The 21,535-nt window shown below is 46.3% G+C and carries 22 protein-coding genes; 13 read left to right on the top strand and 9 right to left on the bottom strand.

Going from position 1 to position 21,535, the window contains the following annotated elements; all coding sequences use genetic code 11:
• Position 1: 1 nt before the first annotated feature.
• Both msrA and ACFW2W_RS26185 read left to right on the top strand, forming a co-directional pair.
• The gene (gene msrA / locus ACFW2W_RS26180) at positions 2-655 is read left to right on the top strand and encodes a peptide-methionine (S)-S-oxide reductase MsrA (protein ID WP_378184782.1); all 654 of its coding nucleotides are present in this window, start codon (positions 2-4) and stop codon (positions 653-655) included.
• Between the two features lie 228 nt (positions 656-883).
• Positions 884-1,669, top strand: a complete 786-nt coding sequence (locus ACFW2W_RS26185) for a tryptophan-rich sensory protein (RefSeq protein WP_378184785.1) — start codon at positions 884-886, stop codon at positions 1,667-1,669.
• Positions 1,670-2,009: 340 nt separating this feature from the next.
• On the opposite strand, the gene ACFW2W_RS26190 is transcribed toward ACFW2W_RS26185, so the two are convergent.
• Positions 2,010-2,225 carry a hypothetical protein gene (locus ACFW2W_RS26190; protein WP_378184787.1) on the bottom strand — a complete coding sequence of 72 codons (216 nt, stop codon included), beginning with the start codon at positions 2,223-2,225 and terminating at the stop codon, positions 2,010-2,012.
• 3 nt (positions 2,226-2,228) lie between these two features.
• On the opposite strand from ACFW2W_RS26190, the gene ACFW2W_RS26195 reads away from it, so the two are divergent.
• Complete coding sequence (locus ACFW2W_RS26195) at positions 2,229-2,351, top strand: hypothetical protein (protein ID WP_378184789.1); 123 nt, start codon at positions 2,229-2,231, stop codon at positions 2,349-2,351.
• A gap of 113 nt (positions 2,352-2,464) precedes the next feature.
• Here ACFW2W_RS26195 and ACFW2W_RS26200 read toward each other — a convergent pair whose 3' ends face one another.
• Complete coding sequence (locus ACFW2W_RS26200; RefSeq protein WP_378184791.1) at positions 2,465-2,620, bottom strand: DUF1614 domain-containing protein; 156 nt, start codon at positions 2,618-2,620, stop codon at positions 2,465-2,467.
• Positions 2,621-2,789: 169 nt separating this feature from the next.
• Here ACFW2W_RS26200 and ACFW2W_RS26205 point away from each other — a divergent pair, with 169 nt between their 5' ends.
• Positions 2,790-3,074, top strand: coding sequence for a hypothetical protein (locus ACFW2W_RS26205; protein ID WP_378184793.1), 285 nt, complete (start codon positions 2,790-2,792; stop codon positions 3,072-3,074).
• Positions 3,075-3,731: 657 nt separating this feature from the next.
• Positions 3,732-4,814: a glycosyltransferase family 4 protein gene (locus ACFW2W_RS26210; protein ID WP_378184795.1), complete on the top strand. Its 1,083-nt coding sequence runs from the start codon at positions 3,732-3,734 to the stop codon at positions 4,812-4,814.
• 211 nt (positions 4,815-5,025) lie between these two features.
• Here ACFW2W_RS26210 and ACFW2W_RS26215 read toward each other — a convergent pair whose 3' ends face one another.
• A complete protein-coding gene (locus ACFW2W_RS26215; protein WP_378184797.1) occupies positions 5,026-5,238 on the bottom strand; it encodes a hypothetical protein in 213 nt (70 codons plus the stop codon).
• A gap of 466 nt (positions 5,239-5,704) precedes the next feature.
• On the opposite strand from ACFW2W_RS26215, the gene glpK reads away from it, so the two are divergent.
• The 4 genes from glpK to ACFW2W_RS26235 all read left to right on the top strand — a co-directional run bounded on the left by glpK (position 5,705) and on the right by ACFW2W_RS26235 (position 8,919).
• Positions 5,705-7,225, top strand: a complete 1,521-nt coding sequence (gene glpK, locus ACFW2W_RS26220; protein WP_378184799.1) for a glycerol kinase GlpK — start codon at positions 5,705-5,707, stop codon at positions 7,223-7,225.
• A 165-nt stretch (positions 7,226-7,390) separates the two neighbouring features.
• Positions 7,391-7,519, top strand: a complete 129-nt coding sequence (locus ACFW2W_RS26225) for a carbohydrate-binding protein (protein WP_378184801.1) — start codon at positions 7,391-7,393, stop codon at positions 7,517-7,519.
• Between the two features lie 96 nt (positions 7,520-7,615).
• Positions 7,616-8,347: a pentapeptide repeat-containing protein gene (locus tag ACFW2W_RS26230; protein WP_378184803.1), complete on the top strand. Its 732-nt coding sequence runs from the start codon at positions 7,616-7,618 to the stop codon at positions 8,345-8,347.
• Between the two features lie 5 nt (positions 8,348-8,352).
• Positions 8,353-8,919 (top strand): DUF4126 domain-containing protein, encoded by a 567-nt coding sequence (locus ACFW2W_RS26235; protein ID WP_378184805.1) that lies wholly within the window; start codon positions 8,353-8,355, stop codon positions 8,917-8,919.
• Positions 8,920-9,143: 224 nt separating this feature from the next.
• Here ACFW2W_RS26235 and ACFW2W_RS26240 read toward each other — a convergent pair whose 3' ends face one another.
• Together ACFW2W_RS26240 and ACFW2W_RS26245 are read right to left on the bottom strand one after the other, a co-directional pair.
• Positions 9,144-10,121: an ARPP-1 family domain-containing protein gene (locus ACFW2W_RS26240; protein ID WP_378184807.1), complete on the bottom strand. Its 978-nt coding sequence runs from the start codon at positions 10,119-10,121 to the stop codon at positions 9,144-9,146.
• Positions 10,103-11,476, bottom strand: coding sequence for a VWA domain-containing protein (locus tag ACFW2W_RS26245; RefSeq protein ID WP_378184809.1), 1,374 nt, complete (start codon positions 11,474-11,476; stop codon positions 10,103-10,105). Before ACFW2W_RS26245 ends, ACFW2W_RS26240 begins: the two co-directional genes overlap by 19 nt.
• Before the next feature lie 384 nt (positions 11,477-11,860).
• Here ACFW2W_RS26245 and ACFW2W_RS26250 point away from each other — a divergent pair, with 384 nt between their 5' ends.
• From ACFW2W_RS26250 to ACFW2W_RS26260, 3 genes are all read left to right on the top strand, one after another.
• A complete protein-coding gene (locus ACFW2W_RS26250) occupies positions 11,861-12,643 on the top strand; it encodes a Mut7-C RNAse domain-containing protein (RefSeq protein WP_378184811.1) in 783 nt (260 codons plus the stop codon).
• Positions 12,644-12,843: 200 nt separating this feature from the next.
• Complete coding sequence (locus ACFW2W_RS26255) at positions 12,844-13,314, top strand: regulatory protein RecX (RefSeq protein WP_378184813.1); 471 nt, start codon at positions 12,844-12,846, stop codon at positions 13,312-13,314.
• Positions 13,315-13,400: 86 nt separating this feature from the next.
• A complete protein-coding gene (locus tag ACFW2W_RS26260) occupies positions 13,401-13,673 on the top strand; it encodes a hypothetical protein (RefSeq protein WP_378184815.1) in 273 nt (90 codons plus the stop codon).
• Between the two features lie 239 nt (positions 13,674-13,912).
• Here ACFW2W_RS26260 and ACFW2W_RS26265 read toward each other — a convergent pair whose 3' ends face one another.
• On the bottom strand, positions 13,913-14,461 hold the full coding sequence (locus ACFW2W_RS26265; RefSeq protein WP_378184817.1) for a GAF domain-containing protein: 549 nt from the start codon (positions 14,459-14,461) through the stop codon (positions 13,913-13,915).
• Between the two features lie 12 nt (positions 14,462-14,473).
• Positions 14,474-17,899: an alpha-mannosidase gene (locus tag ACFW2W_RS26270; RefSeq protein WP_378184819.1), complete on the bottom strand. Its 3,426-nt coding sequence runs from the start codon at positions 17,897-17,899 to the stop codon at positions 14,474-14,476.
• Between the two features lie 68 nt (positions 17,900-17,967).
• Between ACFW2W_RS26270 and ACFW2W_RS26275 the strand changes: the two genes are divergently transcribed.
• Positions 17,968-20,022: a hypothetical protein gene (locus ACFW2W_RS26275; protein ID WP_378184821.1), complete on the top strand. Its 2,055-nt coding sequence runs from the start codon at positions 17,968-17,970 to the stop codon at positions 20,020-20,022.
• On the opposite strand, the gene ACFW2W_RS26280 is transcribed toward ACFW2W_RS26275, so the two are convergent.
• Together ACFW2W_RS26280 and ACFW2W_RS26285 are read right to left on the bottom strand one after the other, a co-directional pair.
• Complete coding sequence (locus ACFW2W_RS26280) at positions 19,984-20,226, bottom strand: hypothetical protein (RefSeq protein WP_378184823.1); 243 nt, start codon at positions 20,224-20,226, stop codon at positions 19,984-19,986. The two genes, ACFW2W_RS26275 and ACFW2W_RS26280, sit on opposite strands and share 39 nt — an antisense overlap.
• A gap of 56 nt (positions 20,227-20,282) precedes the next feature.
• Positions 20,283-21,248: a tetratricopeptide repeat protein gene (locus ACFW2W_RS26285; RefSeq protein ID WP_378184825.1), complete on the bottom strand. Its 966-nt coding sequence runs from the start codon at positions 21,246-21,248 to the stop codon at positions 20,283-20,285.
• Between the last annotated feature and the right edge of the window lie 287 nt (positions 21,249-21,535).

The following is a 21,535-nucleotide window of genomic DNA, read 5'->3' on the forward strand; positions in this document are numbered from 1 at the left end:
AATGGCGTTATTCGGATTTGGTAAAAAGCAAAGTCTGCCCACGATCGAGCAAGCATTGCCGGGACGCGCAGAACCCATGCAAGTCCCCGCTATTCACTATGTAAACGGTAATCCGCTGAAACCTCCTTATCCCGATGGGATGGAGATGGCGATGTTTGGCTTGGGGTGTTTCTGGGGAGCAGAACGTATATTCTGGAAGCAACCCGGAGTTTTCACCACCGCAGTTGGCTATGCAGCAGGAGTCACCCCAAACCCCACTTATCACGAGGTTTGTTCGGGCATGACAGGTCACAATGAAGTGGTTTTCGTTGTGTTTGACCCGAAAGTGATTAGTTACGAAACACTCCTGAAACTCTTCTGGGAAAGCCACGATCCTACCCAAGGGATGCGCCAAGGCAATGATACCGGCAGCCAGTACCGTTCCGGAATTTATGTGTATTCAGACAGCCACAAGAAGCTGGCTGAAGCATCAAGAGACGCTTATCAGCAAGCCCTGAAAGCCGCCGGGTATGGGACAATTTCTACTGAGATTCTTGATGCCCCTGAGTTCTATTACGCAGAAGGCTATCATCAGCAGTACCTTGCCAAAAACCCAAATGGGTATTGTGGGCTAGGTGGGACGAACGTTGCTTGTCCGGCAATGACGAACGCTTGAAATAGAAGTTCTGTCTTTTAGCGATCGCTCACCAGAAATCAATATCTTTACCCGGTATGCTCTGAAGCGGGTTGGTGCGTTCGTGGCACTGGTTCCTTAAAGCGTGATGAACTTGTTTAACCTAGAATTTGCAGTGGTTTGAGCAGTTCTCACTCTTTAGCAAATCAGTGCCACAATTTTTGCTGCTTGAATTGTCAAACAAAGCCTTGAAAAAAAGGCGGTAACAATATGAAATCTGTCAATCAGCGCTTCGACTCAGATTTCCTGCGGTCAGTTGCTAACTTCATCGCTATTCTTGCCGCATTTGCGATTAATGTCTATGCAAATGTTGCTCCTCCCAATGGATTGACAATTGGGGAAATTTCTAATCGCTTCTTCAGTGAAGTCCCAATCATCCCCGCCAACTATGCTTTTGCGATTTGGGGAGTCATTTATTTGGGTTTGATTAGTTTTGGAGTCTATCAAGTTCTACCCGCTCAAAGACAAAATCCCTATCTGCGTCGGGAAGGGTATTTTTTGGTATTAGCAAGTATTGCACAAATCGCTTGGGTGTTTCTTTTCGAGTACCAACTGTTTACACTCTCAGTTGTGGCAATGCTGTTCATATTACTGCCCCTGATTGGGATTTATCTACGGTTGGGAATTAGTTTAGAACGATCGAGGACACAAAAATGGTTAGTTCACATTCCCTTGAGCATCTATCTAGGCTGGATTAGTGTTGCGACAATTGTGAATGTGGCGAGTACGCTTGACTATTTGGGTTGGAATGGTTGGGGCATCAGTCCTCAAATATGGACGGTAATTCTGCTGGTTGTAGCGGCAGCGATCGCTGCTACGATTACCATAAAACGGGCAGATATTGCCTACCCCTTCGTAATTATCTGGGCATTCGTAGCGATCGCGGTACGTCAAGCCAATCAACCTTTAATTGCTGCCACAGCGGTTGTACTCGCGATCGCGTTAGGGTTATTAATTTTATGGCGTCAACTGCGCCGTCCTGATGTGGCAATTTAATCTATAAAATCCGGTTGATTACAGCCAAAAAGAACCTTCCCCCTCTCCGTTAACAGAGAGGCGAAGATGCAAAAGGTTTTCTGGCTCGCCGCTCCTTTGAAGGAGAGGAACTGGGGGTAAGGTTTTTTGGGGGACGATTTCTTGCTGGCAAAGGTTTTTTCTGCATCCTACTCCCAAAAAGACCGGAACCGAAGCTTTACCGGGGAGCGTAATTCAAACTCCAACGTTCACCAAATCGGAGCTACCAAAAGCAAAAAACCTCAGTACCCATCGGGGATGTACTGAGGAGCTTCTTTCGAGTCCTATTGTTTTTTATCTGAAGTCCCGTTCGCTTTGTTCTCTACATTACAGCCGAAATTTGCTCCACCAACGAAAGCCGTCCTTTACACACGGCGCGAAGCAGACGGTCGATGACATCTCTCTCTTCTTCACCCAGCGAATCATCTAATAGCGCTGCCATAAGTCCGTAGCGGTCAGCCAGCGTCAGGGAACCAGAGTAAGTAACCTGAGCGAATAACTCGGAGAGGGCGGTGGGGAGAAGTTGGATAGAAGGCATCGCTTGGGACTTGAACTCGATATCTATAATATCGGTGAATTTCCGGTTGTCATTGGTGATGCGATGGGATATCTAAAAGTGATTCTTTTGGGCATCTTTTGCGATCGCGATCGCAAAAACTTGTGACTGAGATCGCACAATTTGTGCGATCTCAGTCACTTAATGGCTTCCTGGCTAAAACTCCACTTTTGTGCTGAATTGAGACTCAGAGCGGCTTCAGCCTTAGGAGTCTCAAGATTTCAAGTCAACAGCAAGGTCAAGGGAGCCAATAAGGGACTCCTTGGAATACCAATTCCCGGCACCACTTTCGCCCCGTAGTAGCTAACAAGTGTGACAATTACTCTCACCAAGACAATGAAGAGCGAATCTGCACGGGTAAATTGGTACAGCGCCACAACTATCGCAATCCTAAATGATTCGTGAAGGCGAGATCCCCGACTTCGTAAGAGTTGTCGGCGATCTGAAGCGCTGGCTCACAACTCAAATAGGGTTGCTATAGACGAAAATCCAGGGAATAATTAGAGAAATACAGATGAGGAAAATTTGTAGTTCGATAGAAATACTATGCTGAGAATTGCGATCGTAGCTCTATTAACTTTGGAGATAGTGTTACTGTCTGCATTAGCGCTATCTCCAGCTAATGCGACTAGCAGCGACTTTGAAAATTACATCTGGAGCTTTGCGGATGTAGGCACTCATCAAGTTGTTTGTAAGAAAATTGTGATGCATCCGGAAAAACAGTTGCACTCCGGAGAATCTCGCAGACAAGTTGTAAAGATGTCTTCTACCTCTACAGTTGTGAGTGATAGTTATTGTGCTTCCTCAACGAAACCCGATGCGGGAAGCTAAGTAGATGGATCTAATTATTTGTAGGATGGGTAAAGCGTAAGCGTTACCCATCAAACCTGTGTCATGCGTTGGGTAACGTTGCCTCAACCATTCCCTACATTAGATGCGCGAGTTTAATTATGTCTACCTACTTAATCAGTTACCTCAATACTAAGGTGACTGGAATGCACCTCGCATCTTAGTTTTCTTTATTCCCAGGCTGGAGTCTAGGAAAAAGAAAATTGCTTTTGTCCAACATATTTGCTCCCCCTCAACCTCTTTTTAAGGGAGGTTACGGGGAAGCAAGGGCATCATCGCGGCATAACGCGATCGCCTTCCCCTATCTAATTAGACACTCCTGAGCAATTCGATGAGAGCGATAGTTACAGGAAGATAGCGCCCGCTACCAAGAGATTATTACCCGCAAAACTCGCATAATGCCAATATTTTAATCCTTAAACCTATATCTCAAACTTTATATTTTTAGGTTCGGGTATCTCTACCTTCCTAATTCCAAGTTTCCGTCTAAAGTAGCATTTACAAAGTTAAAAAAATTCTATTAAAATTTTGTTAAGTAATTTTTCCTTAAAAGAATGAATTACTTCACAAGGCAAGACATCAATAGAACGGAGCCTCTTCTAATCCAAATTTTACCTTACTACAATTAGGAGGTTAGTGATGAGAATTGCACAGGTGGCCCCATTATGGGAGCGAGTGCCACCTCCAGCCTATGGCGGCATTGAATTGGTTGTGGGTTTACTCTGCGATGAATTAGTCCGGCGCGGTCATGAGGTCACTTTGTTTGCATCTGGTGATTCCATCAGTTTGGCTAAATTAGAATCTGTTCATCCGCAGGCAATCCGTTTAGACCCCTCAGTTAAGGAATATAGCGTTTACGAAATGCTACAACTGAGTCGAGTTTATGAGCAGGCGGATAAGTTTGATATCATTCACTCTCACATGGGCTGCGCTGCCTTGCCTTATGCCAACCTGGTAAAAACGCCCACCGTTCACACGCTGCATGGCATTTTCACCCCAGACAATGAAAAGCTGTTTATGCACGCCCGCCGTCAACCTTTCATTAGTATCTCCAATGACCAGCGGGAACCCAGACTAAATCTGAACTGCGTTGCTACAGTTTACAACGGCATCGATCCATCTATTTATGAGTTTTACCCTCAGCCGGATAACCCCCCTTACTTGGCTTTTCTAGGTAGAATCTCACCTGAAAAAGGACCACATTTGGCAATAGAAATTGCTAAACGTTCTGGCTGGCACTTAAAGATGGCTGGGAAAGTGGATGTCGTTGATGTGGAATATTTTGAGCAGGAAATTAAGCCCCACATTGATGGCAAGCAGATCGAATATTTAGGTGAAGCAAACCACGCTCAAAAAAATGCATTGATGGGAAGGGCAGCTGCAACCTTGTTCCCAATTACCTGGCGCGAACCGTTTGGGTTAGTAATGGTTGAATCGATGGCAGCGGGGACGCCAGTGATTGCAATGCAGATGGGTTCTACACCAGAAGTGATTGCCCACGGAAAGACAGGCTTTTTGACCCACAACGTTGAAGAAGCGATCGCGGCAATTGATAAAGCTGCCCAATTGAACCGCTACGCTTGTCGAGAACACGTACTAACCTACTTCAGCGTGCAACGGATGACTGATGGTTACGAAGCAGTTTATCAACAAATCTTGGCAGAGCGCTTTTCGCAAAATGGTCACGTCCGCAGTCAATCTAGATTGTGTAGCACGCATTAATCGCAGGATCGCTAATCGTTTTGAGGAATCTTACAGGGAGAAGGAAGCTTTTGCCTTTGTAATTGCTCTTGTACTCAATGGCGGGTTTGTCATTGTTGAGGCAGTTTATGGCTTCCTAATTCATTATCAGACTCTGCTTGCTATTCAGGTAGAGACTGGCAAGCAGAGTCACCCTTGTGCCTTGGCTCCAGACAGCCTCGTTTAGCAACAGTTACTTTTGTTCCTTACCCGATTCGGGTTGATTAGTTCGTTGAGTCGCAGCCGGATTCTCCATACTTTCTGCTTCGGCTCTTCTAGCATCAACACCTTCATCCAGAAGCTCCTGTGGATCTACTGAGAGGTCAGCAGCAGTATCAATCCGACCATTAGCATTAGTGTTGGGTTTGATTGAAGAACCTTTATGATTGGCGTGACCACTAGGCATCAGTTTTTCCTCAATTTGAATGAATCAATCTATTTCAGCTTAGACTCGTTGTTTGAGGGAAATACCCTATCCTAAGGCTTAAATTCGACTGAAAAAATCAACATTTTTGGTGAGTTTCTGCCTAGCCATTTTGCGTCAATTTGTACTCAAGAAGTATAGATAGAGACGCGATCGAGGCTCCCGCAATCCTTTAATTGATCGGTCACTGTCGCGTAAGATGAGCAGGAAGCGCGGCAGACTCGTGTCGTGACGCACGCTTCATAACTGTCTCAGAGCGCCGGACGGACGCGCTAGCGGTCGGTGCGCCCCAATTTGAGGCGGCGGTGACGGTTCCCGTGTAGGTCAGGACTTACGCAAAGCTTATACATATAGCGTTTTGTAGGGGCAATCCCCTTGTGGGTGCCCCCAGATGTGGTGATGTTGCGTAAGTCCTGAAACTCTCAATTTATTACTGATAAAGCTTGCAATGACTGCATTGACTCCTGCCTACGTTCTCGCCCTAGACCTCGGTACTACCGGCAACCGAGCGATCTTATTTAATGCTGAAGGGACGGTTGTTAGCTCTGCTTACAAAGAACTGACTCAGTATTATCCCCAACCGGGTTGGTTAGAGCATGACCCCAGAGAAATTTGGCAAGATACGTGTTGGGCGATGCAGAGTGCATTGCAGAAGGCGGGGATAACGACAAAAGATATTGCTGCAATTGGGTTAAGCGTACAGCGAGAAACTTGTCTGCTGTGGGACAAAACCACGGGGCGACCTTTACATAATGCAATTGTCTGGCAAGACCGCCGCACCGCACCGCTGTGCAATCAATTAACTCAACAAGGTCACGCAGCAGATATCTACGATCGCACGGGGTTAGTGTTAGATGCCTACTTTTCTGCAACTAAATTAGCTTGGTTGTTGGAACACATTCAACGAGAATATCCCCCCATCGACTTAGAGAATGTTTTAGCAGGCACGATTGATACCTGGATTCTCTGGAACCTAACCGGCGGTAAGGTACACGCCACCGATGATAGTAACGCCAGTCGCACGATGTTGATGAATTTGGCTTCGCGGGAGTGGGATGAGACGCTACTGAAGTTATTTGGAATTCCCGCTCATTTGATGCCGAAAATTCAGGCAAGTTTAGGCTTATTTGGTTACACTCAACCGGAATTATTAGGCGGTGAGGTGCCAATTACGGCAATTTTGGGCGATCAACAAGCTTCCTTATTTGCTCATGGTTGCGATCGCCCTGGTTTATTAAAATGCACCTATGGTACTGGCTGCTTCTTAGTTACACATACCGGAGAAAACATGCAGCGATCGCGCAATCAACTCCTTTCTACCGTCGCGTGGACGCAGACAGACAAGGACGGAAAAATCCAAGTCGGCTATGGCATGGAAGGCAGTATATTCACCACTGGAGCCTGCATACAATGGTTGCGGGATGGGATTAAACTAATTACGGCGGCGAGCGTTACAGAACGAATGGCGCAGCAGGTGGCGGATAACGGGGGTGTTTACTTCGTTCCCGCGTTGAGTGGTTTGGGTGCGCCGCACTGGGATATGAGTGCCAGGGGGGCATTTTTCGGCATTACGGGCGGGGTGCAGCGAGAACATATTGTCAGGGCAGTGCTGGAAGCGATCGCCTTCCAAGTCAAAGAAGTTGTACAGGCAATCAACCAAGATAGCGGCACCAATATTGCCTTGCTAAAAGTAGATGGTGGAGCTTGTCAAAATGACTTTTTAATGCAGTTTCAAGCTGATGTTTTAGGTATTCCCGTAGAACGTCCAGCCGTTCTCGATGCTTCTGCACAAGGTGCCGCTTTTGCTGCTGGTTTGGCAGCTAATTTTTGGCAAGATTACGCCACATTAACAGCGAGTCGTCAAATTGACCGAACTTTCCAACCTGGTGCGGGAGTCACCCAGGCGCAGGCGAATTTTACAATATGGCAAAAAGCAGTTGAAAGAGCCAAACATTGGATAGATGAATAGGGCATTGCTTACCCTGAAATGAGGAATTTTTAACGCTCTCGGTACGCTAAGGAGAACAAATATCTCTGCGTACCGAGAGCGCTTTCCTTTGGGAACCGAGAGCGTTTAAAAATCAAGTTAACTGATTATTACAAAGGGTTATTGACAAATTTAAAATAAGTCAAATTGCGCTGTAAATACGATAATTGGCAGCGAGTTACTGACAACCTGATGCTCCAGCGAGGGGATGGCTTCTGGGAGACGACGCTCTCTGTCCCTCCGGCGGGAACTACGCTGAATATATCTATTGATTGATGTCCAATCCGGTTGTGTTAGCTAGGGTATTTATAAGGATATACAAAAGTTTTATCGCTTTGAATGCTCCTTGAATAAAATTGCTTAAAACACCGGATGAAAGACTTAATCCGAAAACTATCATCATTCTCCAGCAACAGAGTTAGTAGTTTTGGAGGCTGGGTAAGGCAAGATGTTCTATTGTTTGACTCATTATATGCTGCCCAAGAGATTGCTTTTATCCTCGGTGGTGAATGGGATGGCTGTAATGGGGTTACATTGCTGAAAAAGGATGAAGTAGCTGTTAACACGGCTGCTAAATTATTGGGTGCAGAATGGTGTTATAGCGAAGATAAAAGTACCATTTTAATCAGATTTGCTGCTGATGAGCTGAAGCGGCGTTATGCAGCCGGAGAAAGGTATTTTATCAATGCTAACTTAAGAGGTGCTTGGCTTTGTGAGTGTTTACTTAGCGAAGCGAATCTGAGTTGGGGAAAACTGAATTTAGCGAACTTAAGTGGATCTAACCTAAGTAAAGCGAACTTAAGTGAGGCGGATTTGAGTGAAGCTAATTTGAGCGAAGCAAATCTGAGTGCAGCCAACCTAACTAGAACGAATCTAGCTAAGGCTAACCTGCGGCTGGCAGATTTAAGAGGGGCAAATTTGAGTAAAGCTTTCTTAAGTGAAGCTAACCTCAGTGAAGCTGATTTAAGGGGAGCAAATTTAGAGTTGGCAGACTTAAGAGGCGCAGATTTGAGTGGAACGAACCTGAGTGGGGTCAACTTGAAAGGTGCCAAGGTAATTGAAGCGGATTTGGCGAGAGCAACCCTATCGAATGATGAAATTTAAGTAGTATGGATACATTATTAAGCATTGCAATTGGCATTGGTTTGAGTGCGGCTTGTGGCTTTCGGATTTTTGTACCGCCGCTAGTGATGAGCATGGCAGCACTTTTTGGACATCTGCCACTAGCACCGAATTTTGAGTGGATGGGAACTTATCCGGCGTTGGTGACATTTGCAGTGGCGACTTGTATTGAAATTGCCGCTTATTACATTCCGTGGATAGATAATTTGCTAGATATCGTTTCTACACCAACCGCGATCGCAGTCGGCACTTTCTTGACTGCTGCCATCTTTCCACACAACGATCCTTTAGTTCAGTGGACAATCGCAGTGATTGCGGGTGGAGGTTCGGCGGGTATCGTGCAAGCCTTAACGGGAATGGTTCGCTTTTCTTCAACCGCACTCACCGGAGGATTCGGCAATGCGGTGGTTTCCAGCCTGGAAGCAGGCAGTGCGATTATTTTATCAATCCTGGCGATTTGGTTGCCTGTCGTGGCTGTCGCCTTGGTAATCAGTTGTGGGATCTTGTTTTGGAGGAAAGGATATCTCAGGGTACCTAATCCAAGGGAGTCTTGAAAAGCGACGCTTATGGCATAAAATACCCCCTTCCCGGATAGAGAAGGGGGTTATATTTTCTGTATAAAGTTTAGATATGACGGGAAATTACAGTTGGACAGGCGGTTAGCGCGGTGGCGTTTCTTAACCATGACATGGAATCATCAAGTAAGCGCCAATGCCTAACTCAGTTCCAACTATAATTTATTGTAGTACAAATTGAGCTATCGCGTCAAGTGTTGGCTTCAATAAATTGCGAAAGCAAACAACGAAGCATACACCAGTTGTCCTGAATCTTCGACCAACTGACCCGCAAAGTTTTTCCCTTTACAGGTATGCAACCGCAGACTCAAGAAGCGTTCTTCTTCTTTGAGCCGAAATCTTTCTGCGGGTGTTTGACTCAGCCAATCGCTAACTTGTAACTGTTTTTCCTGACGGCTTTTGTGCAACTGCTGGCGCAGTTCTTGCAGATTGCTGGCTGCAAAAGGAAGCACGGATTTGTCGCTTGCTTTTGCGTGCTTTTGGGCATTCATCGCCGCCACACCATAGCAGAAGCAAACCAGAGGCATCCACACTTCCTGGAAGTAAGCCGCAGTTGGAGCAATTTCCACGCCAACTAACTGATTCCGAATCCAGAACAATGCCCCCGTTTGCTGGGGAAGCAATTCAAATCGGCTTTGATATTGGGTCAGAAAGGTGCGTTTTTTACTGAGAATTTGCTCTAAGTGACCGCGTTGAGGTAAATCAAACCGCTGATTTAGACGCTCAATTTCTTTCCAGAGTTTGCTATAGTCTTCCTGACCCCGGAATTGCAATGCTTGAAAGCGCAATTGTAGGGGGAGAATGAAGAACCATTGTTCTCGACCTTCTAAATAACCGCCTTGACCAGATTGCACGCAGCAGGCATCTTTAAACATGAGTTTCTGTCCCGCAGCAATAAATGCTGACCGACACAAAGCATGATTTTGTGCTTGGTCTTGGATATAACCCATGTGCAGGGGAACAATCGCCACACCTGTTGATGGGTTATGGAGTTCTACATTTCCATAGCCGTGAACTCGACTGAGTTTCAATCCAGAGAGGGGACTGGTAAATTGACCTGGGCAATCTGGACTGAAGATGGGGACTACAGTCATTGCTCCAGACTGTTGAGGAATTCCAAAGCGGTAAGGAGAGAGATCGACTTTGTTGGGGATTATTAACTCTAATTGATGGTAGTCCATGTGGCTAACTCCTTTTCTTGGAATATGAGTTTTTGGCGTAGGAATTCCTGCAAAGATGCTTCGGTTTGCTTTGCACTGGCGATCGCAAATAGCGAATTCAGCAAGTCTTCAAAATCGTCTTGATGCCAGAATTCTCTCTGGAGGAGGTTAGCCGCAGGTCGTCTCAATTCCAGGTCATCCAGTGCGGTAAACTTGCTATGGCAGAAGACAATTGGAGTATGAATACCCAATTGCGGCAAGGTGGCAACGACTCTTTCTAAGTCTCCCGGATACATATTTTCGTAACCATCAGAGACAATGGCGACTAAATCGGGTGAGTCTTCTAAAGCATCCACTAAAGCACCTGCCAAGTCGGTGTAACCTTCTGGCATGGGTAATTCGCCAACTCCCCCAACTGTATGAACTTTGAGGTTAGCGCAGCATTTTTCGAGTACCAATTTGAGGGCGACTGATTGTGCCAGATAGCAGTATTCGCGATCGCCATAACTTCTCGTCGAAGCAGACGCATCCAACACCAAAGCCAATTGACCTGAAAATTTCGGCAGGTTTACCGCAGCTTGTTCGACATAATGCTGCAAAGCTGACATTAATTCCGGCGATTTTCCACCCCGATACAAATGCACCAAGGTTGCGGAAATATCACCGCGATTGGTTGCCGTTACTGTCTTGGGACGCTCTGGAAGCGCTTCAAATTGACTATATTGTTGATGAACGAGGGTATATTTAACTTCGCCTACCGCCGGAATTAAACCTGTTCCCAGAGGAGAATGATACAGAAAAGGTAGGATTGCTTTTACCGATTCTGGATTATGGGCATAACGCAACAGATAGCGACGCAAATCGCTTTTATCAATTGCGTCGGACAGCTTCACAGAACCCCGCGCCACATTCTTCCCCAGCGCGTGTTCAATTGCATCCACAACCGCAGGACGACGGCGCAAAGCCATATCCTCAAATTGGGGATGATTGAGGATGTACTGGAGAATCGCCTTCGCGGTATGTTTGTGATTAGCTCGTACCCGTCGCAGTGCTAAAAAGACGGTCAAAACTTGGTCTGGGTGCAAAATCGCCAACAAAAAATTAGTGACGCGATCGCTAGTTTGACGCGCTTCCTTCGACATCCCCACACGAGAGCGTTGCAGCAACTGAAACAAAATCCGCAGGCGCTGCCCCGTTGTAACATGGGTGATGAGAGCCAAAAGCGCGTACAATTCTGGATTTTGTTCGTAGGCTTCCCGATGCAGAGATTCATCGCTCCAGCGTGGGGGTTGTCCGTTATAACGCAGGAGAAATGGCTCATTACAAGAGCGCAGATGCACAATAATATTCAAGATGGCTGGTTGGGTTGCATCCATTATTTGACTCCTTGCATTACAAAGCTGGAGCGTATCTCCGCTGATGTTTAGGAACGCTCTGATTACTTTGATGAATTCTCTAGTGGCAACAAGCGACTCGACCACTTGTATCTTATATACTACATATATATTACACTTTAAATTGAGTTGCCACAAGAGGGCAACAAGCGATCGCAAGCATCTCACTTGTGAAAATTTGCAAAGACCTACAACTATTCCCCCGCAGACAGAGGGAAGACAAGGAAAAACTTTTTTTCATGGGGAAGTAGAATTTCAGGATATCGCCCTCCCTATCCCCCGCTTTTAGGAGGGAAGATCAGGAATAAATTTTTATTCCGGAGGGTTGAGGTGGGGTTCCGAACGGCGATGTATTAATTTCTCAATATGGCTAAAGCAGATTTTCATTTTTACGCGGAATTGAATGATTTCTTGCCACGCAAAAAAAGGCACGTAACCATTACTCATGTTTTTGAGGAACGAGCCTCGATTAAGGACACGATCGAATCTTTGGGCGTCCCTCATCCGGAAGTGGATTATCTCGAAGTCAACGGCAAACCAGTCGATTTCTCCTATATTGTGACTGATAGCGATCGCATCCATATTTATCCGATTTCTGCGGCGACTGAAAACACACCTATCGTCTCTCTCGTTCGTCCTCAACCGTTAAAATTTCCTCGCTTCGTTCTAGATATTCATTTAGGGAAGCTAGCGACATCTTTGCGAATGTTAGGCTTTGATACCCTGTATCGAAATGACTATGACGATCTAGAGTTAGCTCAAATTTCTGCAACTGAAGAACGGATTCTCTTGACTCGCGATAAAGGTCTGTTGATGCGTAGTTTGGTAACACATGGATATTATGTTAGAGAAACTAATCCAGAACGACAAGTGGGAGAGGTAATGCGACGTTTTGAGCTGATTAAATTTGTCAAACCGTTGCAACGATGTTTGCGTTGTAATGGATTATTAGAACCTGTGGCTAAGGAATTGATTCTTGACCAAGTGCCACCCAATGTCCAACAATATATAAATGAATTTTCTCGCTGTCGCGAATGCGCTCATATTTATTGGAAAGGCACGCATTATGAACGGATGCAGCAGTTTATCGAGGAACTAATTTCCTCAGATCGAGTTGGAGTAAATTCTGTAAAAAAGCCAGTTTTTTGAGCCTTGAATTGTTTATTTTAACGGCAATTATAGCAATTATATTTTATTAGTTAAATTATTTCTTTCTTTGTGTTCTTAGTGTCTTTGTGGTTCACTAACATTCTTTTAAACGCCAATCTTTTTTAAACTTCTATAGGCGGTAAACAACGAGCAAAGCTTTATATGTGTTAAGATAAATATAAATAATAGCTGTTTAATGAATGAGTTGTATTGACTATTTTTATCGCCTGATATCCCGCCGAGACTATAGCGCTTACGAACTCTTGAAGAAAGGACAATCAAAGGGATTTGAGCCAAACGAAATCTCCGAGGCTATCAATGATTTGCAACAGAAAGATTATCAATCCGACACGCGCTTAGTCGCCAACTTGATTGCATACTCTCAAGGTAAATATGGGAAATCTATGGTAAGGCGCAAGTGTATGGAAAAAGGGATTTCCTCGGAGGTATTCGAGCAAGTCTGGAGCGAACAAATTGAAGCAGAGGGAAGCGAGGATACAGACGAGTTGGATGGTTTAAAGACAAAGGTTATGCGAAAGTACAAAATTGATGATTTTCAAAGTATCGACCCAAAAACCAAAGCCAAGTTATTGAATTACTTACAATACAGAGGTTTTAATGCTTTTGAAGTTTTGAAGCAATGGCAGAGGCAACAAGCAGAAGCTGAGTAACCAATCGGGAATTTGTTATCGCTAGATTATTCTAGAAACTTGTAATTTGCGGTTCCCTTATCCCTCACCTGAAGTTTGCAGCCAGTATGAAAGAGATTGTCACATTCTTTTTTGGATTGGGCATGGTGTTCAACGCCAGCTTGTTTATTCCACAAGCAATAAGAATTGTTCAGACTAAGAGTTCTAAGAATGTAGCCTTGATTACTTTTTTAGGTTTTAATTTTATTCAGCTTAATGGGGTTCTCTACGGCTATTATCAAAATGATTTAGTTTTGATGTATGGAAACTTGATTAGTTTTATTAGTTGTGCAACCGTAACAGTTTTGGCAATTATATACCGAGACAAGGAACCTAGGTAAAGAGTAGGAACGTATAGTTGTGTGTTTTTACCTCCGTGTTAATTTATATTCGGCTATGGAGACAAGCACTATTTAGTGTTGGGTTTCCTCCGTCAACCCAACCTACCAAAATCTATATGCCCCTACATTCGTGTTAATTTATATTCGGCTATGGAGACAAGCCATATTTAGTAGAGACAAGGGTTATCGCGTCTCTACAGGGTTTCACCAATCATTTAGGATTGCTATAGCCAGAGAATTTATTCCACGGCGGGTATCGAAAACTTCGCTGCTAACATATAGGCAACAGCAAGGGGTGTTAATTTCTCTGTAACTGTGGCAATAATAGAGCGGTCTTCCGGCGTCCATACTCTAGGCTGACCAAAGACACAAGGTTGCAGAATTCCCCACAACAAATTATCTTTGCACAAGTGAGCGTGAACTAATGCTCGATGTCTAAATTCTTTTTGCTCGAAAGCTTTGTTAACGACTTCCGGATTCGCTGTCTCTACATCTTCGACAAAGACAGAAGGTTTTGTATGCAGTGCCGCAGCAAAGAGCGGATCTTCTTTTGGCAAAGATTCTGGTTCTTTCTTCCAGTCAGCGTCAACAATATTGGGATATTCTTGAGTGCGACGCCAACAGTAAGGAACTTTACCGATAGAGGTATGCGGATCTCGTAGGTAGAGAAAAATGCGATCGCACTGCAATACTTCACCCAAAGCTGGCAGCAAGACAGAAAAGACAGCATCGGGTATACTGTCGTCGCTGAAAATTTTATCTAGAACTGGCGGTATTTGGTTGCTCATAAGCTTATTTTCTCAGCCGTCTGTTCGTTCCACTACAAAACTAGCGATTTTCCAAGGCTGGATGCTGGCTGTTTGTCCAGTAGCCAACATTTCGGGTGCATCAATAGGACGCTCTAACAAATCAACTGGGTGCGCGATCGCTAAATCTAAATCGCTCGTTATCTGCATCTGCGCCTCTCCCCCGTGACACTCATAACACCGCAAAATCCACTGCTGCAAATTATCTTCTGATTGTTTTAACGCCATCAAAATTAGATTTTCAGCTTGTAAGTCTAACAATTGACCAACGGCGGGTAAGGACAAATTCTGTTCGCCTACTGATGGCAGCAGCATCACTTGTAGCGGTAAATTTAGCTCATAGCCTCGCCGCACAGTATGCGCTGACTGCCAGCTACCTTGATGAGGATAGAGGGCATAGGTGAATTGATGCCAACCTCGATCTGCTTCTGGATCGGGCCAACTAGAACTTCGTAACAGGGTGAGGCGTAATTGTGAGGGTTGGGCGTCGTAACCGTATTTACAATCATTTAGCAAACTGACGCCATAGTCATTGTCACTTAAATCCGCCCAGTGCAAGGCAGGAACTTCCCATTTGGCGGTTTCTGCGGGTGTTTGAGGCTGAGTAGGACGCCCGTTAGCGTAGCGTGTGCTTCGCACAATCGCGCCGCAGGGAATTTCGTAAGTGGCACAATCCGCCGTCAAAGTAAGCGGGAAAGCAGCTTTTACGAGTACGTGGCGTTCTTGCCAATCTACAGTCGTGACAATTTTTAGTAGCGGTGAATCTGCTTGCAGTACGTAATCTTGGCAAAATTTAGACTCGCCTAGCTGTCGCACAACCCGCAGACGAGTTTGCACCGCCCCCTGTTCTACCCATTCAATTGACTTTAGCTGGGTGGGAGGTAAGGGGTGTTGGGCATAGTTGGGGTCAATGTTCCAAGCATCCCAATATTGACCGCTATCTTGGAAGGCTTGGAGTTGATTTCCTCCAGCTTGATTGAGGATCTCTCGATGATTAATTTTGTCAAAAACACTACTTAAATCGCCTGTTTGAGAATCAACGATTACCCGCAGTAAGTCATTTTCTACGATGCAATTTTTTTCGCTAAATCTGATATTATCTTGATTAGGCGCATTAGAATCCGGAAAGCTAGTGCTAGGATGCCCGTATTTTTGCCTTTTTGAGGTCAATTCGTCTTGAGGACATAGCCAGAAGAGGCGATAACCTACCGATGGGATATTCTCGGCGAGAAATAGCAGCGTCGTGCCTTCAGAAAGCTGGGATGGCAGCCAATCCTTTTCAGATAAGCCAGACCTAACCCCCCAGCCTCCTTCCCGATTTGGGAAGGGGGAGGAAATCTCCGTTCCTGTCTCACCCCACTTATTAAGGGATTGAGAGGGGTTGGAGGATAAGTTAACCGAAGAGTATTGGGATGGCAGCAGTTGCCCTTCTAAGTCGTAAACTTGCCAGTTATGTTCAGACGCCGGTAAGGGGACGGTAACGACTTCCGAGCGTTGCCAGTTCAGGGAGTTGAAGACGATAACTGGCAGGGCATCTGGTTGCGGCGGCGGGGGAAGGGCGATCGCACTCGCGATCGCGCTTAAGGCTAGCTGTAATATTTCCGAACCCGCTTGTTCCACCTCTTGCCAAGCTTCATTTGCATCTACAAAGACTTGGGGAATTGAGGAACCGGGGAGAATATCGTGAAATTGATTAAATAGCACCTTTTTCCAAGCAGATTCTAACTCTTGCTGGGGATAAGTTGCACCCGTGCTGATACTCGCCAAGGAAGCGAAAAGTTCTGCTTGGTAAAGCAAGCCTTCACTGCGACGTTGAAAGCGCTTTTGATCGGCGTGGGTGGTGTAGCAACCCCGATGGAATTCTAGATATAGTTCATCGTCCCAAACCGGGAACAGTTTTGAGTTCTGTAGGGACACGACACTGCCGTGCCCGGATTTGGGATTCTGAGTGCTAATCTGAGTGCTAATTTGTTGTAAATAGCTCTCAGATGTAGTAAATTCTAGACGAGGAAAGAAGGGGGATTTTTCCCAGCGCGCTTGCACTTCCAACATATCGCGGGTGGGACCACCGCCGTGATCGCCCACACCTGGAAGCCAGAGGGCTGCTTTTAAACTTGTTTGAGTTTCCCAATCACAGGCATAAGACGCCATTTTAATTGGGTCAATGCCTTCACCAATCGGAGCAGACATGAGGCTGAAGATTTGGGAACCATCGGGCGATCGCCACCAAAATGTTTCATAGGGAAACTTCGTGGTATCGTTCCAGCGCAATTTTTGGGTGACAAAGTATTCAATCCCGCCAGATTTCAGAAATTGGGGCAACGTGGCACAAAAGCCAAAACTATCTGGCAACCAGGCGACTGTACTCAATTGCCCAAATTTTTCTAAGACGTAACGCTGACCGTAGAGCAACTGGCGGACAATCGATTCGCCATTAATCAGATTCAGTTCCGGTTCCACCCACATTCCGCCTACAACTTCCCAGCGTCCAGCCGCAACTTGTTGTTGAATGGCGGCAAATAAATCCGGGCGATGTTGCTCAATCCAAGCATAAAGTGCGGGTGTAGAATGGCAGAAGGTCAGGTTGGGAAATTCTTGCAAAAGTTTGAGAACCGATGCAAAAGTGCGTTGAGCAGCTTCCCAAGTGTCGCTGACAGGCCATAGCCAAGCCAAGTCTAAGTGAGCATGACCTAGCAAACAGATTTTAGATTCTATTGACCCTAAAGTGTTAAGCAGGTTTTGGCGGAGGGTGGAAAGCGATCGCTCAAACTTTTGTCCGTCAGGCAGTGCTGTCCAGTCAATCTCAGCCACAGCAGATGCTAAGATATCCAGTTTTTCCGGTTCAAAGGTTTTTAAATACCGCTGTAAGACAGCTAACTCGTCAGCGACAAAACCGGGTTCAATCTTATCATCGGTGGTAAATTCGTATATACAGCGCGATCGCACTAATGCTCCATCATCATGTCCGGGACTTACCAGGCGCAAGGCAACTGTAATCTCCTCACCAGGAGTGACAGCGGGACTCAGCAGTACCCTCGTTGAGCAATCAAATAAATCTCCCGCTTGCACTTTGACGCCATTTACAAAAATTTGCGCGTCTTGTGCCCACCAAGTTAACACCAGCCGCAACGCCAACCCCGATAAAGGATATAGGTGTAAATCTTGGGGAATAATCAATTTTTGACTAAGCCATAATACCTTTTGTCCCGCTTGCCAAGCAATATGTCCCTTGGGATTCAACTCCACAGATGACCAATCATTTCCTAAATCAGACTGGTTAACTGTATCTGCTGTCAAGTCTGCGGCACAGTAGCGCCAGCGTGTCTGAACGTTAACCTGAGTCATCGCGGAGAGTTTTTCAATCGCTTCGCTCAGGAGGCTGCATGAGGGCGTTACAAAAGGTGTCTTGGAATCGGTCATCTTTTCGATAAAATCAGGGCATCTACTATTGTTAGCAATTAGCAATTAGCAATCCTTCATTTAGCAAAATGTCCTCCCCTCCCAATGGTCGCTATAAAAGCCAATTATTTAATTTCCTCTCCCGAAAATCTCGCCGGTTGAAGGATGAGAGCGATCGCGCCCTGCGAAAGCTGAAAGTCGCAGCGGTTTGGGGAGCGCAAATTCTCCTCTATCCGGTGTACCTGCTGGCTCAAACTTCCCAATTAGCTGGGCGTCAGTTACAACAAGCGACAAAAGAGAAACCTCAATTACAAACTTCTGGGAAAAAAGACCGAGCAAAGCGTCCTGACTCGCCGCCAACGCCTCCACCAGCAGACACGCCAATTCAGCAAGTTTTACGAGCGATCGCGGGTCAGGAAGAGTCAGAATTGGTTTTAAATTCGGCTGCAAATTCTGTTGGTGTTTCTACTAACAAAGCGGGATTTTTTAATCAAGTTGCAGATGCGATAACCTTTGTCTCTACGACATATTTTGGATTCAAATTTTTTAATCATAACTCGGCGAGTGGATCGAGTCATTCTAGCTCCTCAAATTTAACTCTGCACCCTCTCAATCTCCCGGAAACAGTGGTGGTGCAAACGCTACAGCCTAAAGAGGCGGCTGAGGGAACCAGAAGCGGACAATCCTTGGCGGCGGCGCTACACAATCAAATTGTCGTTCGGGGAGTTGCTACACAACTTGCTACCCGTTCCGTGGTACTCGTCACCGCCGAGAATCAAATTTTAGATATTCTTACCCCTCAACAACAGCAAAAATTACAACAGCGAATTCGTTGGGAATTGGCAAACTACTGGCGTCAGTGGCGGTTAGCGCAGGCGTCGGCGAAAGGCATTGTAGCACAACTGCGCCCTCCTGTCAATCAGCGCCATTTGTTACCACCCGTGCGCCTCTTCTGGGGAGTGATGGCTTGGGTGCAAAAAGGACCAGTGGCGATCGCTGCCAATCTCTTCCAAGAATCAACGCTGGTGCGGTGGCAAGAAACAAGAGAAGACGAGGAGATGGGAACGGGATTTAGCGCGTCTGGAGAGGGGATCGGAAGTATCCCACCCTTTAGGAAGAACAAAGCTCTACATCCTTCTTCCTCCTTACTTCTTCAGCCATTAATCTTCCTCGATCGCACGCTGGTTGCCATCGAAGTGCGGCAAAAAGACTTTTTGGCGAAGCTGACACCCCGTTCCGGGGAAATTAAGGCAATTGAGCGATCGCCTTTACAACGGATACAAGCTGTATTCAGCCAGCCAATGCAGCAACCGGCATCTGCCGATGTTAACGCCCAAGCACACACCCAAGCACACAATATCCAAGCGCTGATTCAGGCAGCAATTGACTACTTTTTTGGCAGGCGCGATGGGAAATTATCCTGGGAATCAACCCCAGAAATCGATTCTGATTCCCACAGCCAAACGAATCAGATATCAGGTGGCGCTTCTGCCTCCTTAGCATCTGCTCAACGCCACAATCCAGAATTAACCGCAACAGGCATTGCCGATCCCTGGCTGACAATGAATGATTTATTCGGTGAGTCAGATGCACCCACAGCCAGCAAGCAGCCAGCGCCAACCGCCCCTAATCGCCCTCTACCAAGGGTGGCAGGCAAAGAGCAACCCTCCGCTCATCTGCCTGGAAAGAAGACCAGGATTGCCCTCCCTGGAGCCAGCCAGCAGGCATATCCGGCTGGGGATTCTCTCTGGAAGTCGATTAAGCTTCGCCTGAGTTTCAAACAGACGATTTTGACGCCCCGCAAACCCACTGCGCCTGAACAAATGGCGGCGCGTCCAACACAAACCCCTTCTACAACCAAAAAATCTCGCAAAAAAGACATTTCAGGCAAAATTACCAAAGCCCCAGCTTTCCAGACGCCAAGGGTGGAAGCCGAAGAGGCGCTTCCAAGTTCATCGAGTGCGATCGCTCAAAACAATAGGACAAGCTTTGCCACCCATTCGCCAGACTGGATCGAGGCTGAGGTAACTCCATCCGGATACGTCAAGCACCCCCTAGAGTATTTACTGGAATGGCTGGATAAGGCGATGCTGTGGCTGGAAAATCTACTGGTGAAAGTTTGGCGCTGGGTGAAGAGGATGTGAGGAGTGAGGACGGAGTAGTGAGGGCTGAGGGCTGAGGGCTGAGGAGTGAGGAGTGAGGAGTGAGGAGTGAGGACTGAGGGCTGAGGACTGAGGACTGAGGACTGAGGACTGAGGGCTGAGGAGTGAGGACTGAGGACTGAGGGCTGAGGAGTGAGGAGTGAGAACTGAGGAGTGAGGACTGAATCTCCTTGATTGATGGTTCATGGTTCCTTGTTGATTATTCGTTGCGATAAACCATGAACCCCTCTTCCGGCTGCGGTTTAAATTGGCAAATTAGATGCTTGGCAATTTTCACAAGCAAATGCCAAATTATTTTGGATTGTCGCCCATTCGTCGGGACTCGCTTCGCGGGTGTAGATTTCCAATGCTTGCCTGTAACACGCGATCGCTCGTTCTAGATTATCAGCACGATTGCCCCGTATCCGGTCGCGGTAGGCATTGCCCAGATTATTTTGCGTCATTGCCCAATCTTGGGGAAAGGCTGGGCGGGTATAGATTTGCAATGCTTGCTTGTAACAGGCGATCGCTCGTTCTAGATTATCAGCGCGTACTGCCAATCTATCTTTGTCAGCCAAATCGTCCTGTATCCGGTTGCGGTAGGCATTGCCCAGATTATTTTGAGTTGTCGCCCACTCGTCGGGACTCGCTTCGCGGGTAAAAACTGTAACCACGATCTCGTAACCTGCGATCGCTATCTCCGAGTTTTTCGCCTTGTCTCCCAGGGGAAACTGCGCGATCAGATTGCTGAATCCGCCGATTGTAGCAGCAATAAATTTTGCTTCTTGGGATTCAACTTGCGGCAAAATTGCCATTGCCCAATCGTGCAATATCTCAGCTAGTTTCTCATTCAGTTGGTCGAGATTTGCTTGTAACAGCGGATACACTACTTGGCGATCGCTATTACTATCTGCGGTTGCCTGCAACACCTCAGTTAAGAATTCGAGAGGCGATTCGGGAATCATCTTGACGACAGTGGGTGCCGATGATGAATTGCCCATTTCTGTAACCATCGGTGCTGCAACATTCCGCAACCACTCCGCCGCTTCTCCATCGCCCCGTTCTGCCAGCATTGCGGCTACCGCTTCCATTGTCTGCACCAACCCGGCATCAATTAGGGCTTGGTTCGTCTGCAAAATCTCCATTTCCTCGCCACTAGAGGAACTGAGTAGCACTTGGATGAGATTGAGATAGGCTTCGAGGCGTTCTTCTCTCATGGGACGATTCATCTATCTATTGATAGATTTATTGTTGCCTACTCTGCCTCTGCACTGCCACTTAAAAATCGGTTCTTTTTGGGGGTTAACGCCGGAAACCCCAGAAAAGCTGAACTAAAGCCTGAATTTTCAGGCTTTAGAAATCTCCTGCTATGTCAGCAAATTTATATAGCGGGACTTAAACAGATTTCAAGCCCAAATAAAGCCCAAAGCAGCTTGATAAGCAACGAATACGTCGTGATTGTGGTGCAACCACTCCACGAAACGGAAAGACATCGCTGTCCGAAACGCTGATAAGG

Origin of the sequence: Coleofasciculus sp. H7-2, from assembly GCF_042747725.1 — a bacterium.
Classification (GTDB): Bacteria; Cyanobacteriota; Cyanobacteriia; order Cyanobacteriales; family FACHB-T130; genus FACHB-T130.